The 14,802-nt window shown below is 39.9% G+C and carries 14 protein-coding genes and 1 pseudogene; 4 read left to right on the plus strand and 11 right to left on the minus strand.

Annotated elements, in window-relative coordinates; translation table 11 throughout:
- Positions 1 to 25: 25 nt before the first annotated feature.
- From BM012_RS00155 to BM012_RS00165, 3 genes are all read right to left on the minus strand, one after another.
- Complete coding sequence (locus BM012_RS00155; protein WP_082802452.1) at positions 26 to 1,417, minus strand: sodium:solute symporter family protein; 1,392 nt, start codon at positions 1,415 to 1,417, stop codon at positions 26 to 28.
- Between the two features lie 135 nt (positions 1,418 to 1,552).
- Positions 1,553 to 2,881 (minus strand): aspartate aminotransferase family protein, encoded by a 1,329-nt coding sequence (locus BM012_RS00160; protein WP_061801613.1) that lies wholly within the window; start codon positions 2,879 to 2,881, stop codon positions 1,553 to 1,555.
- A 90-nt stretch (positions 2,882 to 2,971) separates the two neighbouring features.
- The gene (locus BM012_RS00165) at positions 2,972 to 4,381 is read right to left on the minus strand and encodes a sigma-54 interaction domain-containing protein (RefSeq protein WP_407719599.1); all 1,410 of its coding nucleotides are present in this window, start codon (positions 4,379 to 4,381) and stop codon (positions 2,972 to 2,974) included.
- Positions 4,382 to 4,565: 184 nt separating this feature from the next.
- Between BM012_RS00165 and BM012_RS00170 the strand changes: the two are divergent.
- Both BM012_RS00170 and BM012_RS00175 read left to right on the plus strand, forming a co-directional pair.
- A pseudogene (locus tag BM012_RS00170) lies at positions 4,566 to 4,789 on the plus strand (VOC family protein); the annotation flags it as partial.
- 167 nt (positions 4,790 to 4,956) lie between these two features.
- Complete coding sequence (locus tag BM012_RS00175; RefSeq protein WP_061801614.1) at positions 4,957 to 5,490, plus strand: DinB family protein; 534 nt, start codon at positions 4,957 to 4,959, stop codon at positions 5,488 to 5,490.
- Positions 5,491 to 5,581: 91 nt separating this feature from the next.
- On the opposite strand, the gene glnA is transcribed toward BM012_RS00175, so the two are convergent.
- The 4 genes from glnA to hflX form a co-directional block, all read right to left on the minus strand.
- Positions 5,582 to 6,916, minus strand: a complete 1,335-nt coding sequence (glnA, locus tag BM012_RS00180) for a type I glutamate--ammonia ligase (protein ID WP_061801615.1) — start codon at positions 6,914 to 6,916, stop codon at positions 5,582 to 5,584.
- Between the two features lie 74 nt (positions 6,917 to 6,990).
- Positions 6,991 to 7,392, minus strand: a complete 402-nt coding sequence (locus BM012_RS00185; protein WP_019391935.1) for a MerR family transcriptional regulator — start codon at positions 7,390 to 7,392, stop codon at positions 6,991 to 6,993.
- Positions 7,393 to 7,613: 221 nt separating this feature from the next.
- A complete protein-coding gene (locus BM012_RS00190; RefSeq protein WP_061801616.1) occupies positions 7,614 to 8,882 on the minus strand; it encodes a methionine gamma-lyase family protein in 1,269 nt (422 codons plus the stop codon).
- 1 nt (position 8,883) lies between these two features.
- Positions 8,884 to 10,146, minus strand: a complete 1,263-nt coding sequence (gene hflX / locus BM012_RS00195; RefSeq protein WP_061801617.1) for a GTPase HflX — start codon at positions 10,144 to 10,146, stop codon at positions 8,884 to 8,886.
- 185 nt (positions 10,147 to 10,331) lie between these two features.
- Here hflX and BM012_RS00200 point away from each other — a divergent pair, with 185 nt between their 5' ends.
- On the plus strand, positions 10,332 to 10,952 hold the full coding sequence (locus BM012_RS00200) for a trimeric intracellular cation channel family protein (protein WP_061801618.1): 621 nt from the start codon (positions 10,332 to 10,334) through the stop codon (positions 10,950 to 10,952).
- A gap of 13 nt (positions 10,953 to 10,965) precedes the next feature.
- Here BM012_RS00200 and spoVK read toward each other — a convergent pair whose 3' ends face one another.
- Positions 10,966 to 11,925 (minus strand): stage V sporulation protein K, encoded by a 960-nt coding sequence (gene spoVK, locus BM012_RS00205; RefSeq protein ID WP_061801619.1) that lies wholly within the window; start codon positions 11,923 to 11,925, stop codon positions 10,966 to 10,968.
- A 171-nt stretch (positions 11,926 to 12,096) separates the two neighbouring features.
- Here spoVK and BM012_RS00210 point away from each other — a divergent pair, with 171 nt between their 5' ends.
- Complete coding sequence (locus BM012_RS00210) at positions 12,097 to 12,279, plus strand: Fur-regulated basic protein FbpA (RefSeq protein ID WP_061801620.1); 183 nt, start codon at positions 12,097 to 12,099, stop codon at positions 12,277 to 12,279.
- 70 nt (positions 12,280 to 12,349) lie between these two features.
- Here the strand turns inward: BM012_RS00210 and hfq are convergent, their stop codons facing one another.
- The 3 genes from hfq to BM012_RS00225 all read right to left on the minus strand — a co-directional run bounded on the left by hfq (position 12,350) and on the right by BM012_RS00225 (position 14,748).
- Positions 12,350 to 12,574, minus strand: coding sequence for an RNA chaperone Hfq (hfq, locus tag BM012_RS00215; protein ID WP_019391929.1), 225 nt, complete (start codon positions 12,572 to 12,574; stop codon positions 12,350 to 12,352).
- A 50-nt stretch (positions 12,575 to 12,624) separates the two neighbouring features.
- Positions 12,625 to 13,557, minus strand: coding sequence for a tRNA (adenosine(37)-N6)-dimethylallyltransferase MiaA (miaA, locus tag BM012_RS00220; protein WP_061801621.1), 933 nt, complete (start codon positions 13,555 to 13,557; stop codon positions 12,625 to 12,627).
- A gap of 135 nt (positions 13,558 to 13,692) precedes the next feature.
- The gene (locus tag BM012_RS00225; protein WP_061801622.1) at positions 13,693 to 14,748 is read right to left on the minus strand and encodes a DctP family TRAP transporter solute-binding subunit; all 1,056 of its coding nucleotides are present in this window, start codon (positions 14,746 to 14,748) and stop codon (positions 13,693 to 13,695) included.
- Between the last annotated feature and the right edge of the window lie 54 nt (positions 14,749 to 14,802).

Raw genomic sequence — 14,802 nt, forward strand, 5'->3', positions numbered from 1 at the left:
CCTTGAACTAAAAATTTGTAGAGCATCATTTATTTACTTGCTGATAAGATTTTTTATTCACTGTCACAAATGTAAAGCCAACAATTACGATAATGCTGCTAACCATGCCATATATAATCGGGTTTTTAGATGAAAGACCTTCTATTATTAGCCCTGACATGACGACAATAGTGCTGACGATAATGGCATAAAACCCTGATTTTGGTGTGACATTTTTCAAAAATAGCGCCGCTACAAAGGGTACAAAAAGGGCTCCCGATAGAATCGCATAGGCGACATCCAGTGCTACTAATACGTCTTGTATCCAAATAGCAAGCGTAATGGCTACCACACCAACGCATAAAGTCGTAATCCTAGAAATAAATAAAATTTCCTTTTCTGATTTATTTTTATATACAACTTTAATAAAATCATTCGTAATAAGAGTTGAAGATGCAAGCAAGGTTCCGGATGCGGTTGACATCAAAGCTGAACAAACACTTGCAAGAACGAACCCTAATACCCCTGGAGGAAGTACTTCGATAGCGAAATTTGCAAAGGTGTTTTGAGTATTTCCCATGTTTGGTAATAAAACCATGGCACACATTCCGATAATGCTTCCAGCAATTGCATAAATAATACTGTAAAGTCCAGCATAGACCGATCCTTTCCTAGCGATGGAGGGAGAACGAGCAGTAAAGATGCGTTGCCATATATCCTGAGAGACTACCATTCCTAACGTAAATAGTAAAAAGTATTGAAAGATATCTCCAATCCCGATAGATAATAAATTAAAATGTGAGGCTGGAAGTTCCGAAAAAAGCTTTCCCATCCCTCCAGCTTCCGAAAGGCTGATTGGTAACATAAAAACGAATATTCCGATTGTCATAACAACAAATTGAATAATGTCCGTCAATGTGACACTCCACATGCCTCCAAGTATGGTATAAAGCAAAACAATGCTGCCCCCAACAAGCATAGAAAGAATAAAATTCCAATCCAACAATACACTGATGATGGACCCAATACCAATCACTTGAGTTACGGTTATCATTAAGGTGTAAATTGTAGCAATTAAGGCACTGACATATCTAGTTTCTTTATTGTACTTTTTTCCTAGCAGTTCACTTATGGTCGTAACTTTTATTGAGGAAATCCGTTTGTTGAAAATTGTTCCTAAAGCAATAATACCCAAACCGATCATCGCTACGAACCAAATACCTGAAATTCCGTGTTCATATCCGAGTTGAGCTGTTCCGATGGTCGAAGCTCCTCCAAGAATAACTGCAGATAAACATCCCAGATACATAAACATTCCTAAATTTCTTCCTGCAAGCATAAAGTCTTCCGAAGATTTCGCCTTAATGGAGCCAATAAATCCAGCGATAATCAAAACCGCAAAATACATGAGCATAACCGTCGTATCCAATAAATTCATAATTTGCCCCCTTCCATTTAACTTAATGACATCCATTCACATTTTAAAAGCACTCACAAACTATCGCTGCCAACGTTCGTTCGTGATTTTAGTTTCACTGCTGGCATACGAGTAGAATCCCAACTTGTTAACGCTTCAAGAGTTTGTAGGTTGAATGTGCGCCGTTTTTCCGACTTCTATTATGGCCTCATTCAACACTTGGATACCTGTATCCATTTCCTTTTTCGTTACTGTTAATGGGGGAATCATACGAATGACCTCTCCGCTGTTGCCACATAAATAGAATAAAACTCCTTTTTCCAAGCATTTGTTAAGAATCTCCAACAGTGTATGTCCATCTGGTTCTCCTGTATCTGGATCAACGATTTCAATACCAATCATAAGACCAACTGAACGAATACTGCCTATTATAGGATGCTGAGCTTTTAATTCGGTAAGCTTCCTAGTTGCATAATCGCCCATCATTTTGGAGTTAGCGATCAGGTTTTCTTCTTTTAACACTTCAATCGTAGCTAGTGCAGCTGAACAAGCAATTGGGTTTCCGCCAAAGGTTGTTCCATGGCTCCCAATTGGCCACTTTTCCATAAGTTCCTTGGAGGCAACAGTTGCGCTTAGTGGCAGCCCCGATGCTATTCCTTTTGCAATGGCCATAATATCAGGGGTTACACCAAATGTTTGAGATGCAAACCAATCCCCAGTTCTTCCAAATCCCGTTTGGACCTCATCAAAGATTAACAATATGCCATGCTGATCACAAACTTCCCGGATTTTTTCCAACCACCCTTTTGGAGGGATGATATATCCCCCTTCTCCAAGTACAGGTTCAATAATCATGCAGGCGACTTCTTCTGGGGTGACTTGGTGATTAAAAAGTATGTCAAAGTCATTTTCTAGTTTTTTCTTGAAGTATTCTGCCGGATCTTCATGAACTGGACATGCCGTCGGATTGGCATAAGGAACTTGATAAACAAGCCCTGTAGGCTGCAAAAATTTGCGATATTTACTTTTCGAAGTTGTCACGCTCAATGCACCTAGTGAGCGACCGTGAAAACAACCCATGAATGAAACAACATAAGGTCTTTTCGTCACATGTTTTGCTAATTTAATGGCGCCTTCGATCGCTTCTGTTCCGCTATTAGCAAAGAAAAAGCAGTCAAGACCTTTAGGGAGTATCGTTTTTAATTCTTCTGCCAATCTAAGGATGGACTCATACATAATCACTCCAGACGGCCCGTGCATCAAATGATCAGCCGCCTCTTTAATCGCATGTATCACTTTGGGGTGTCGGTGGCCTGTGTTTGCTGTTGCGATACCCGAAGTAAAATCTAAATATTTTCTTCCGTCCAATCCGTAATAATAGCAACCTTCCGCTTTAACAACTGGGAGATTTGGATGATCCTTTGCCATACTTGGAGCAAGCAGATCGGATAAATGATCCATTAAGTGATTCCATGGGTCAGTCATAAAAGGCCTCCTTAAACAAATGTAGGGTAGGTGAATTTTTAAAAAAACACCTACCCTTCCTAATGCAAGATTCATGCCAAAGAGGAGTTATTAAATGTTGTATTTTTTTAATTTTCTTACAACTGAAGGCTGACTGATCCCTAAAGCATTTGCAATTTCAATCGTGGTTCTATTTTGCTTTTTTGCTTTTAATAACATTTCTTTTTCCACATATTCTAACGCATCCTTAAGCATTAGACCGTCTGCTGGTTGAAAGATTCCTTGTGTCTCTTGATTTCTTATCGATTGCGGCAAGTGTTCTGCAGTAACTAACGAGGTAGGAGAAGTTACCACTAAACGTTCAATCATATTAATTAATTCCCGGATGTTTCCTTTCCATTCATGTGTCAATAAGCTATGAGTAACAGCTTCATCAAGCTCTTTTGTTCTGTTGTACTTTTTTTCGAATTGCTGAAGAAAATGGGTAATGATAGGGAAAATGTCTTCTGGCCGCTCGCGCAATGGAGGGATTGTGATTGGAACGACACTTAAACGAAAATAAAGGTCTTCCCTAAACTCTTTTTCCCTCACGCCTTTTTCCAAGTCTTTGTTCGTTGCTGCGATAAGCCGGCAATCAACCTTTCTCAACTTTCTACCTCCGACTCGGTAAAATTGTTTCTCCTGAATGAATTTTAATACTTTCACTTGATGTGTGAGAGAAAGTTCCCCTATTTCATCTAAAAATAATGTTCCCCTATCAGCTAGCTCTACCAACCCGACTTTTCCATTACGCGAAGCGCCTGTAAAAGCCCCTGCTTCATAGCCGAAAAATTCAGCTTCAAACAAATGATCGGGAATAGCCCCACAGTTGACTTCTATAAAAGCTCCGTTGTTTCTGGGACTCTTATTATGTATAAATTTAGCTAAATGAGACTTTCCAACCCCAGATTCACCAAGGAGGAGCACATTTACATCAACATTTGAAACTTGTACAGCTGTCGAAAGAACGTTTTGCATTTTTTCACTTTTTGCCACTAGTCCTTCTGTCAGCAGATGTTTGTTTCTGAGCATTTCCAATTCCGTTTTTACGCGTCCCATTTCATCTTCCATGGAATCTAAATATTTCTTAACTTCTATTAACTCCGTAATATCGTGGGAATAGCTGACGACTCGTACGATTTCTCCTTTTGAATCTTTGACAGGGATTCCGGTGACTAATAATTTCTTCCCTTGTTTGGTCGTTTGCACCAATGTTACTTTCTTTTTATCCCGCAAAATAATCGACGTAACATTGGGCGTGAATAAGCCTTGTAATTCTAACTCATAAACCGACTTACCTAATAGTTTTTCCGAATTAACATTATAAATATCACCTGAACCTTTACTGGCTCTTACAATGATTCCATCCCGATTTGTTACGAGCAAATCATCTTTTAAAGAATTAAGAATTAATTCATTTTCGTTCCAGTCTGTTTGTTTCATGTTCAACACCTTTTCAAATTGATTATTGTAATTATTCATTTTTGAAATATATCCCCTCCAATGCTTATAAACAGTGGGAATTCAAAAATAAATAATTATTTATTTTTGAATAATATTAGCATGCCTATATGACCTCAACAAGTATTTCTTCAAATAGCTCGAATTATGACTCGTTACAGACTGACTTTTCCTTTATCTCCATTCCGTTTGTCTCATATTTAACACCTTTTCGTTAAAGGGTCAGGAATTTATGTACATTGATAGTAATGTTAAGCATACATTTACGTTTACACCTTCATTTTCTTTATTTATTACATGTGATTCAGAAGAAGAAATTAATCGACTTTATGAGAATTTAACGGATGCGGTGGAGTCCTAATGCCGTTAGCTAATCATGGATTTAGTAAAAAGTTTGGCGTTTCTTGGCAACTTAATCTACCAAATTAAAATGATGATACACGTTTCTTTTTGTATAGGAGCATTTTCTTGAATGAAATAAAAGGTATTATTTGTTAGGTGATCGAAGTTAATGCAGAAGATGTTATTTTATTTAGCGTTGGAACGTACTACTCCGTATTAAGAAGAAAAAAATTATAAAGAAAGTGGGAGATCAATTGGATACAAAAGAGATATTGAAGCGATTCGAACAGGTGGTTACATACTATATTGAAGAGTTAAGTAACTATTCGCTAGATGAGTTTACGAGGAAGCCTTCTGAGGATGAATGGTCATTAGGACAAATGTACAATCATTTAATAAAGTGCACTCTTGATCTTCATTTGAAAGCAATTGAGCAATGTGCTAATGGCAATGCTTCCGATGGCGGTAAAAAAACAGAAATAGGCGAATCAATTTTCAAAGAAGGAACGTTTCCTCCAATCAGAGTAAAAGGTCCAGATACACCAGATTTCACACCGCCAAATCCTACGGGAAAAGAAGAAGTAAAGGAAGGACTTCTTCAAACCAATGAGAAAATGCGGGAGATCGAAAGAAAGCTCTCTGATATCCCGGCCAGCCAAAAAGTTCAGCACCGGGCAATGGGATATTTAAATGCAGAGGAATATTTTCAGCTAATTGACATGCATTTCCGGCACCACTTACGGCAAAAAGAGCGTATCGATCAGTTTCTTTCAAAAGTAAGTATGTAATGTATATAAGGTGTCATTACACATTGAGCAATCCATAAAAGAAGCCCTTGATACTCTTCGTATCAAGGGCTTCTATCACTTTATTAATCTCTTAATAAAGCGTCATATATTGGTCACGTTCCCATGGATGTACTTGCGTACGGAACATATCCCACTCGATTTCTTTCGCTTCGATGAAGTGTTCGAATAGATGTTTTCCTAGGGCATTAACCATTACTTCGTTTGATTTAAGCTCTTCAAGCGCTGCAGCAAGTGTTGCTGGAAGGTCTGAGATGCCTTCTTGTTCACGCTCTGGCTTGTTCATAACGTAGATGTTGCGGTCGATTGGTTTTGGCGGAGTTAGTTTGTTTTTAATTCCGTCAAGACCTGCTGCAAGCATAACAGCGATTGCTAAGTATGGGTTTGCTGCAGGGTCAACGCTACGTACTTCAACACGTGTGCTAAGACCGCGTGATGCTGGGATACGGATTAACGGGCTGCGGTTTTGTGCAGACCAAGCAACATAACATGGTGCTTCATATCCAGGTACAAGACGTTTGTATGAGTTAACTGTTGGGTTTGTTACAGCTGTAAAGCTTGTTGCGTGCTTCACAATTCCTGCGATAAACTGACGAGCTGTTTCGCTTAGCTGAAGGTCAGCGTCTTTATCGAAGAATGAGTTTTCTCCATTGTTAAATAGAGATAAGTTGCAGTGCATACCAGATCCGTTAACACCGAAAAGTGGTTTTGGCATGAATGTTGCATGAAGTCCGTGTTTGCGTGCGATTGTTTTGACAACAAGCTTGAACGTTTGGATGTCATCGCATGCTCTTAGGGCATTTGCATATTTGAAGTCGATTTCGTGCTGACCAGGAGCAACCTCATGGTGAGATGCTTCAACCTCAAAGCCCATTTCTTCAAGCTCAAGCACGATATCACGACGGCAGTTTTCACCTAAGTCTGTTGGTGCTAGGTCAAAATATCCGCCTTTATCGTTTAGTTCAAGAGTTGGCTCTCCCTTTTCATCTAACTTGAATAAGAAGAATTCTGGCTCAGGTCCAAGATTGAAATCTGTGAAGCCTAGTTCTTCCATCTCTTTTAAGATGCGCTTCAAGTTGTTACGAGGGTCCCCTTCGAATGGAGTGCCGTCTGGATTGTAGATGTCACAAATAAGACGAGCTACTTTTCCTTTTTCAGACGTCCATGGGAAAACTACCCATGTGTCAAGATCCGGATATAAGTACATATCAGATTCTTCAATACGAACAAATCCTTCAATTGAAGATCCGTCGAACATCATTTTGTTATCAAGTGCTTTTTCAAGCTGACTTGAAGGAATTTCAACGTTTTTGATCGTTCCTAGGATATCCGTAAACTGCAAGCGGATATATTTTACGTTCTCTTCGTTCGCCATTTTGAAAATGTCTTCTTTTGTGTACTTTGCCATCATTTATCCTCCCCTGAATAACTAAAACTAGTAATTTATTTAGAATACTTCAAAATGAAGTAACCCTTACATTATTAATGGAAAAAGCGTGACATATCCCCTTGATTTAACGCTGTGCGGTTTTGTCTTCCCGCTTGATGCGTAATTTCAGAACGCCATAGTTTGCGAAGTTCTTCTTCGCTCATCTCTTGGTCTGGCGTCTTTACTTCTGTTTTTGTATACTTGCCTTTTTCCTTTTGAACTTCGAAAATTTGCTTGATTCCAGCTAAATTGACGCCTCTTTCAATTAGTTCCTTGATTTCAAGAAGCTTATCAACGTCGTTAAATGTGAAAAGACGTCGATTTCCTTCTGTTCTCGCAGGAGCAATAAGATCGTGTTCCTCATAGTAACGAACTTGCCTTGCTGAAAGTTCTGTCAATTTCATAACGATACTCATTGGAAATAAAGGCATGTTTCGACGAATGTTATCACCCATATTTCGTTCCTCCTTTACTTAACTACCCTTATTGTAGAACATGTGAATTCCTGTGTCAATTATATGTTAGTTTTTCTAACATTATTTTTTATGAATTTTCAGACGAGCTATTATTCCCCTTTGTTCTAGAGCCCTAGAGCCGCTAAGAACAAAGGGTCTTCATAAGCAATGCACGTTATTTTTCTTTTGGATATGTTGACTAAATCTTTTTTATGAAAGCGTTACAGAGCTAACAATTCTTTTTCGATTAACGACGTTACAGCGGAGAGAATCGCAATCTTGACGTGCTCATATGTTAGTCCGCCTTGTACATATGCTACAAATGGAGGACGAATCGGTCCGTCCGCCGTTAATTCAAGGCTTGCTCCTTGGATGAACGTACCTGCTGCCATAATCACGTCATCTTCATAGCCAGGCATATAGCTTGGGTACGGGGTAACGTGTGAATTAATTGGTGAAGCATATTGAATGGCTTGGCAAAAGGCAACCATTTTATCTCGCTCATCAAACTGAACAGATTGAATAAGATCTGTGCGGCTTTCATGCCATTTTGGGCTTGTATTCATGCCAAGACGTTCTAGAAGTGCAGATGTAAAAATCGCTCCTTTTAATGCTTGCGCAACAGTGTGCGGTGCCATAAAGAAGCCTTGATACATTTCTTGAAGGCTGTATAGGGATGCCCCTGCTTCACTGCCAAGTCCTGGTGCTGTCATACGGTATGAGCAAAGCTCAACAAGGTCACCACGACCTGCAATATAGCCGCCGATTTTCGCCAAACCTCCGCCAGGGTTTTTAATAAGCGAGCCTGCCATAAGATCTGCTCCAACGTGTGAAGGCTCCATTGTTTCAACAAATTCGCCGTAACAGTTATCAACAAAAACAATAACGTCTGGATTAATGCTTTTGACGAAAGTAATCATTTCCCGAATTTGGTCAACAGTAAACGATGGACGAATGCCATACCCTTTTGAACGCTGAATGCCGATCATTTTCGTATGTTCATTCATGCTTTCTTTTACAGCTTCAAAATCTACATTTCCGTCTTCCCCTATCGGAACGGCATGATAACCAATGTTAAAGTCTTTTAACGAACCAATGCCTTCTTTGCCTCTGATGCCAACAATTTCTTCAAGCGTATCATACGGCTTTCCTGTGATATATAAAAGCTCGTCCCCTGGGCGAAGCACGCCAAATAGTGCCGTTGAAATGGCGTGCGTCCCTGAAATGATTTGCGGACGTACAAGAGATGCATCTGTTCCGAACACGTCAGCATAAACGCGTTCAAGCGCATCTCTTCCAATATCGTCATAGCCATATCCTGTTGATGGCGTAAAGTGCACGTCGCCAATTTGGTGCTCACGGAAACTTTTTAACACGCGATGCTGGTTGTATTGAGCAACTAGATCTACTTCCTCGTGTCTTTCCTTAATGAGTGATTCTACTTCTTCTGCAATGCGTGCTAATTTTGTTCCGTACAACTTTTCTAACATATTACTTTTCTCGCTCCCTCAATGATTCATACAGCGGATGTGTTTTTGCGATATAGCCGCTGCATTCATATACTTCTTTTTCTTCATTAAAATGAAAACCTTCCAAAATGCTGTCGCGTTTTAGGGTTGACAGCCACTCCCCTTCGCTTGGCGAAAGCTCTACATTGTAGTGCTCCATTGAGGATTTGATAAGATCGCTTGTTTTTACTTTAAGCTCTTCAATATCCTTAGCATCAAGCGCTGAGATTAATAAGGACTCTGTTGTAGACGGGATAAATTCTGGATCCACTTCATCCTTCTTATTATAAACGGTTAACATCGGTACGTCTGTAACATTTAATTCTTCAAGCAGCTTATGTACCGTTTTTTCGTGTGTTGTGTAATCCGGATTTGAGCTGTCAACAACATGTAAGATAAAATCGGCTTCTGTTACTTCTTCAAGCGTGGAACGGAAAGCAGCAACAAGCGTTGTTGGCAAGTCTTGAATAAATCCAACTGTATCTGTTAATAAAATATCAAGCCCTGATGGAAGCTGCGTTTTGCGCGTTAGCGGATCAAGCGTTGCAAAAAGCTGGTTCTCCTCAAATGTCCCTGCATTTGTCAACTTGTTAAAAAGCGTTGACTTCCCTGCGTTTGTATAGCCAACAAGCGACACTTGAATCGACTGATTTTCCTTACGACGCGCTCTGTAGCGTTTGCGGTGTTCTACAACTGTTTTCAGCTGCTGTTTTAAATCATGAATTCTGCCGCGAATGTGACGGCGGTCTGTTTCAAGCTTTGTTTCCCCAGGTCCGCGCGTTCCGATTCCGGCTCCAAGACGAGATAAATTCACGCCTTGCCCTGACAAGCGAGGTAATAAATAGTTGAGCTGTGCAAGCTCAACTTGCAGGTGTCCTTCTTTCGTTGCGGCGCGCTGTGCAAAGATATCTAAAATAAGCTGCGTTCTGTCAATAATCCGAACGCTGAGCATGTCTGTTAAGTTACGAAGCTGACTTGGTGAAAGCTCATCATTGAATACAACAAGCTCAGGCTCTGTTTCTTCAACAGCTGCGAGCAGTTCTTCAAGCTTTCCTTTTCCAATATATGTAGCAGGATGGATTCGTTCACGCTTTTGCGTTAGTGTCAAAATCACTTCTCCACCAGCCGTTTCTGTTAACGACTCGAGCTCATCTAACGAATGGCCGAAGCGAACTTCGTCATCTCCTGGAAGCTGACAACCAACAAGTACTGTTTTTTCCTTTTCATTTCGTTGTAAAGTATGCAAACTTTTTCCTACTTTCTTCTCATATATTCACCTAATTGCTAAATCAATCCTATCATAGCAAAAAGGTGTGGAGGTTTACAAAATTTTTAAAGGTTTTATTTTAAATTACCCGATATCCTCTTGAATAAATAGAGAAATCGGCATACAATTTGAATGATTTCGTATTTATGGGGGTTGAGTTTGGCGTGACGTGGGAAGTGTTAAGCATCATTGGAACAATTGCGTTTGCAATCAGCGGCGCGATTATCGCCATGGAAGAAGAATATGATATTTTAGGTGTTTATATTTTAGGGATTGTCACTGCATTTGGTGGAGGTGCCATCCGAAACGTGCTAATCGGCGTTCCGGTTTCCGCTCTTTGGGATCAAAGCATGTATTTCCACATTGCGCTTATTTCAATTACACTGGTCTTTTTATTTCCTAATCATTTATTAAAGCACTGGCGCAAGTGGGGAAACTTAACGGACGCGATTGGGCTTGCGGCATTTGCCATTCAAGGCGCGCTTTATGCAACAGAGATGAACCACCCTCTTAGCGCCGTTATCGTAGCAGCTGTTTTAACAGGCTGTGGCGGCGGACTTGTGCGTGACTTGCTTGCAAGACGAAAGCCGCTTGTACTGCACGATGAGATTTATGCGGTGTGGGCTGTGATGGCCGCGCTTTTCATCGGGCTTAACATTGCAACAACGCCCATCAGCCTCTATGTTCTTCTTGTGGGAATTGTTGGGCTTCGGATGTGCTCTCTTTTTTATAAATGGCGCTTGCCTTTCAGATCACTTCGCCAAGAAAGAGGAACAGAAATGTAAAGAAGGTGTCGTCTCAAAACGACACCTTTTCTCCGTCTGCTAAAATTAAATCAATGCTTTTTAACGTCATCAGTTCTTCACGATCGAACTTGTTTGCAGAGAGAAGCCGCATTGCTTGTGAACGGATTGACTTCTCAATCACGTTCCTTACATAGCGTCCGTTGCTGAAAGCTTGAAGGCTTGACTGTCCTGTTATGTCGTTTAAATGCTGACGAAGTTTATACAGCGCTTCTTTTGTCAGCTCGTATTGACGTTCTTTTAACATTTTATCCGCAATTTGCAAAAGCTCACTTACTGTATAATCTTTAAAATCAATCACAAGTGGAAATCTCGATTTTAAGCCTGGATTCAGCATTAAGAAGTTATCCATCTCGCGGGAATATCCCGCTAAGATCAGCACAAACTCTTGGTGCCTATCTTCCATATGTTTTACAAGCGTGTCGATCGCTTCTTTTCCAAAGTCTTTCTCTCCGCCTCGGCCAAGTGAATAAGCTTCATCAATAAATAAAATGCCGCCCATCGCTTTTTTTATGAGATCACGCGTCTTTTGCGCCGTATGTCCGATATATTCCCCAACTAAATCTGCCCGCTCTGCTTCAATTAAATGCCCTTTTGAGAGCACCTTCATTTCAAGAAACAGTTTGGCTAGAAGTCTCGCAACTGTTGTTTTCCCTGTGCCTGGATTTCCTTTAAACATCATATGAAGCGCCTGTTTTTCAGCTTTCAAACCGATTTCTTCGCGCCTTTTGCTAACGTAAAGCCATGCGTACACTTCTTTCACAATCCGCTTCATTTCGTCCATACCAACAAGCTTTCCCATCTCTCTTTCAATATCGCGAAGTGCTTCATGTTTGACCTCTTGCTTTACAACAGGGATAAAGGAGGAAGTTTGAGTTCCATGTGTTTTTTGTGTTTCATTATTTAAAACGATGTTAATTTGACCGTTATTTTTTAGCGTAACTGGTCTCTCCAAGAACGTTCACCTCTTTACTTCTTGTGCTGATTCTCACATCTTCAAAAAACCTCTCTTTCTTTCACTTTATGTTAAAAGAAAAAAATCCATGTTAAAAATCTAAGGTTGTTTAGAAATTTGTTAATGTGGGAATAACCTTTTTAGAGAAAATGCTTTCAAGGTGTGAAAGGAATGTCAAATATGAATAAAGTGAAACAAAAAGCGGCAGAAGACCGCAAAAATCAACTGATTACAAAACTATTAAACGTTGGATTATATAAAAAGTATGGAAAACATCTTTACGAGTTTTCTCTTCAAGAACTTGAAAAAGAGTATCTCAAACAAACAAAACAAAAAATAATCTCTCGCACATAAATAGAAAAAGAGGCAACCTCAGGGTGAGGTTGCCTCTTTTATGTAAAACACAGGCATGAACGCCTTGTATTTATTCAAATTCCATTGAAACAGGTTTGTTTGGCGCAAACGTCGAGATCGCATGCTTATAGATAAGCTGCTGTTTGCCTTCCGTTTCTAATAAAACGGTAAAATTATCGAACCCTTTCACAAGGCCGCGAAGTTGAAAACCGTTTAGTAGGAATACTGTTACAAATACGTTGTCTTTGCGAAGCTGATTCAAAAATTGATCTTGAATGTTGATTGACTGTTTCATGATATTGCCTCCTCTTTATCTCTATAAGCTAACTATTTCTCGATTATATCCTATTTTCCTTCTATATAAGCAAAAATTTCAGCAAACTTTTCAGAAGGACGAGCATCTGTCATGTCAAACCACTGAATAGGCAAGCGATTGCGGAACCATGTGAGCTGACGTTTCGCATACCGTCTTGAATTACGCTTTAAGAGCTCAACAGCTTCATCTAAGCTTGTGCGCCCTTCCGCAAAATCGTACAGCTCTTTATAGCCGATTGCTTGAACAGACTGCGCCTCCTTATTAATTCCTCTTCCAATTAAATCTGAAACCTCTTTTAAAAGTCCCTTACTCATCATCCTATCAACGCGCTCGTTGATTCTCGCATATAGCTTCTCTCTCTCCATCGTAAGTCCAATAAAGACTGCATCATAAAGAAGCTCATGCTTTTCTTCGTCAACATGCTCACTAAACGGCGTTCCTGTTGTTTCGTATACTTCAAGCGCGCGAATCACCCGTCTTGTGTTATTCATATGAATGCGCTCTGCACTTAGTGGATCCACTTTTTGGAGCTCATTGTGAAGCACTTCTGCTCCATCAAGTTCTAGGCGCTCCTCTAGACGCGTACGAACCGTACTATTTGCTTTTTCTTTTGTAAACTCGTAGTCGTAAAGTGCCGCTTGAATGTAAAGCCCTGTTCCGCCTACAATCATCGGCAGCTTTCCTCTACTTGTAATATCGCACATTTTTTCGCGCACAAGCTTTTGGAACTCGGCAACAGAGAAACTTTCGTCCGGATCCTTAATGTCAATAAGATGATGCACAACACCATCCATCTCTGCTTCCGTAATTTTCGCTGTGCCAATATCCATTCCTCGGTAAATTTGCATCGAGTCTCCTGATATAATCTCAGCGTTCAGCTTTTTTGCGAGCTTTATGCTTAGCTCGGTTTTTCCAACGGCCGTTGGACCGATAATTACGACCACTTTTTCTTTCGTTGTCAAACTCTCACCACTTTTCTGTTCTTCAACCCTTATATCCAATATGACAAGATTTATACGTATATTCACGTTTTTTGTCTCATTTTGTATTCTACGCGGAACGCTCCCCTATATTCAAGAGCCGTTTAGTCCTAAGAGCTAAAAATTGCCGTCTCTAAGCTTTATCGCTTCCTTCATAAGCGATGGACCGAATTCTTCTTCATATTTCTTATAAAGAGGAGATAGCGCTTTAAGCCACTCTTTGCGCTCTTTTTTCGTTAAGGTATGAATGTTCATTGACGAGTTTTCGCGAATATACTGAAGCTGCTCTTTGTTTTTTTCAAGCGCCTGCTTTTCATTCCATTCTGTCGCTTCTTTCATGGCTTCTAAAATAATGTTCTTCGTTTCCTCATCTTGTTCATCCCAAAATGAACGATTAATCATCACTGCGTAAGCAAGATAGCCGTGATTCGTGATTGTCATGTTTTGCTGAACATTATAAAATCCTTTGGAATAAATGTTAGACACCGTATTTTCTTCCCCATCAATTTCCTTCCTATCAAGTAAAGAATAGGTATCATTGAACTGGTGCTGAATACCGTCCGCCCGAAGCATTGTAAACTGAGCATCTAAGACAGGACTTTGCATAATCCGAAACTTTTGTCCGCTCACATCTTCAGGTTTTTTAATGACTTTCTCATTTGTTGTAAGCTGCTTAAAGCCGTTAGACCATAGAGCAAGCCCTTTAATATCTGTTCCATCTAATGTTTGTAACAACTCTCTTCCAATTGGACCTTCAAGTCCATATCGGGCGGCTTCCTGATTCGGAAAAATGAACGGCAAGTCAAGCACGCCCCATTTTGGTGACAGCATTTGGAGCTTTGAAGTTGCCGGTGCAATCATTTGTACTTTTCCTTCTTCTAATGCTGATACTTCTTCAATATCTGAATAAAGACTTCCATTTGGAAAAACAGCCACTTTAATTTTACCGTCTGACTTTTCTTCTACAAGTCTAGCAAACCTGTCTACTGCGAGCCCTTTTGGCGTATTTTCGGCAACAACGTGGCTGAACTTAATTAAAACTTGATCTTTTAATCCTTCCTGATCATCGTCATAAGGAAGTTCCTTAAAAGGAAAAAGATGATGGAATCCAAACCCGATAGCGGTTACAATACCAGTAAACAAAAAAAGGATAAGCAGAATTGTTTTTTTCACATCATCCCTACCTTTCTTTTTAAAGCTTTTTCATACTATTATAGGATAAGTTTG

Origin of the sequence: Priestia endophytica DSM 13796, from assembly GCF_900115845.1 — a bacterium.
GTDB lineage: Bacteria > Bacillota > Bacilli > Bacillales > Bacillaceae_H > Bacillus_I > Bacillus_I endophytica.

Excerpts from the sequence above, each read along its gene's own strand:
- BM012_RS00155 (WP_082802452.1), bottom strand. The coding sequence starts at position 1,417 with ATGAATTTATTGGATACGACGGTTATGCTCATGTATTTTGCGGTTTTG.
- BM012_RS00160 (WP_061801613.1), bottom strand. The coding sequence starts at position 2,881 with ATGACTGACCCATGGAATCACTTAATGGATCATTTATCCGATCTGCTT.
- BM012_RS00165 (WP_407719599.1), bottom strand. The coding sequence starts at position 4,381 with ATGAATAATTACAATAATCAATTTGAAAAGGTGTTGAACATGAAACAA.
- glnA (WP_061801615.1), bottom strand. The coding sequence starts at position 6,916 with ATGGCAAAGTACACAAAAGAAGACATTTTCAAAATGGCGAACGAAGAG.
- BM012_RS00185 (WP_019391935.1), bottom strand. The coding sequence starts at position 7,392 with ATGGGTGATAACATTCGTCGAAACATGCCTTTATTTCCAATGAGTATC.
- BM012_RS00190 (WP_061801616.1), bottom strand. The coding sequence starts at position 8,882 with ATGTTAGAAAAGTTGTACGGAACAAAATTAGCACGCATTGCAGAAGAA.
- BM012_RS00210 (WP_061801620.1), top strand. The coding sequence starts at position 12,097 with ATGTCAAATATGAATAAAGTGAAACAAAAAGCGGCAGAAGACCGCAAA.
- hfq (WP_019391929.1), bottom strand. The coding sequence starts at position 12,574 with ATGAAACAGTCAATCAACATTCAAGATCAATTTTTGAATCAGCTTCGC.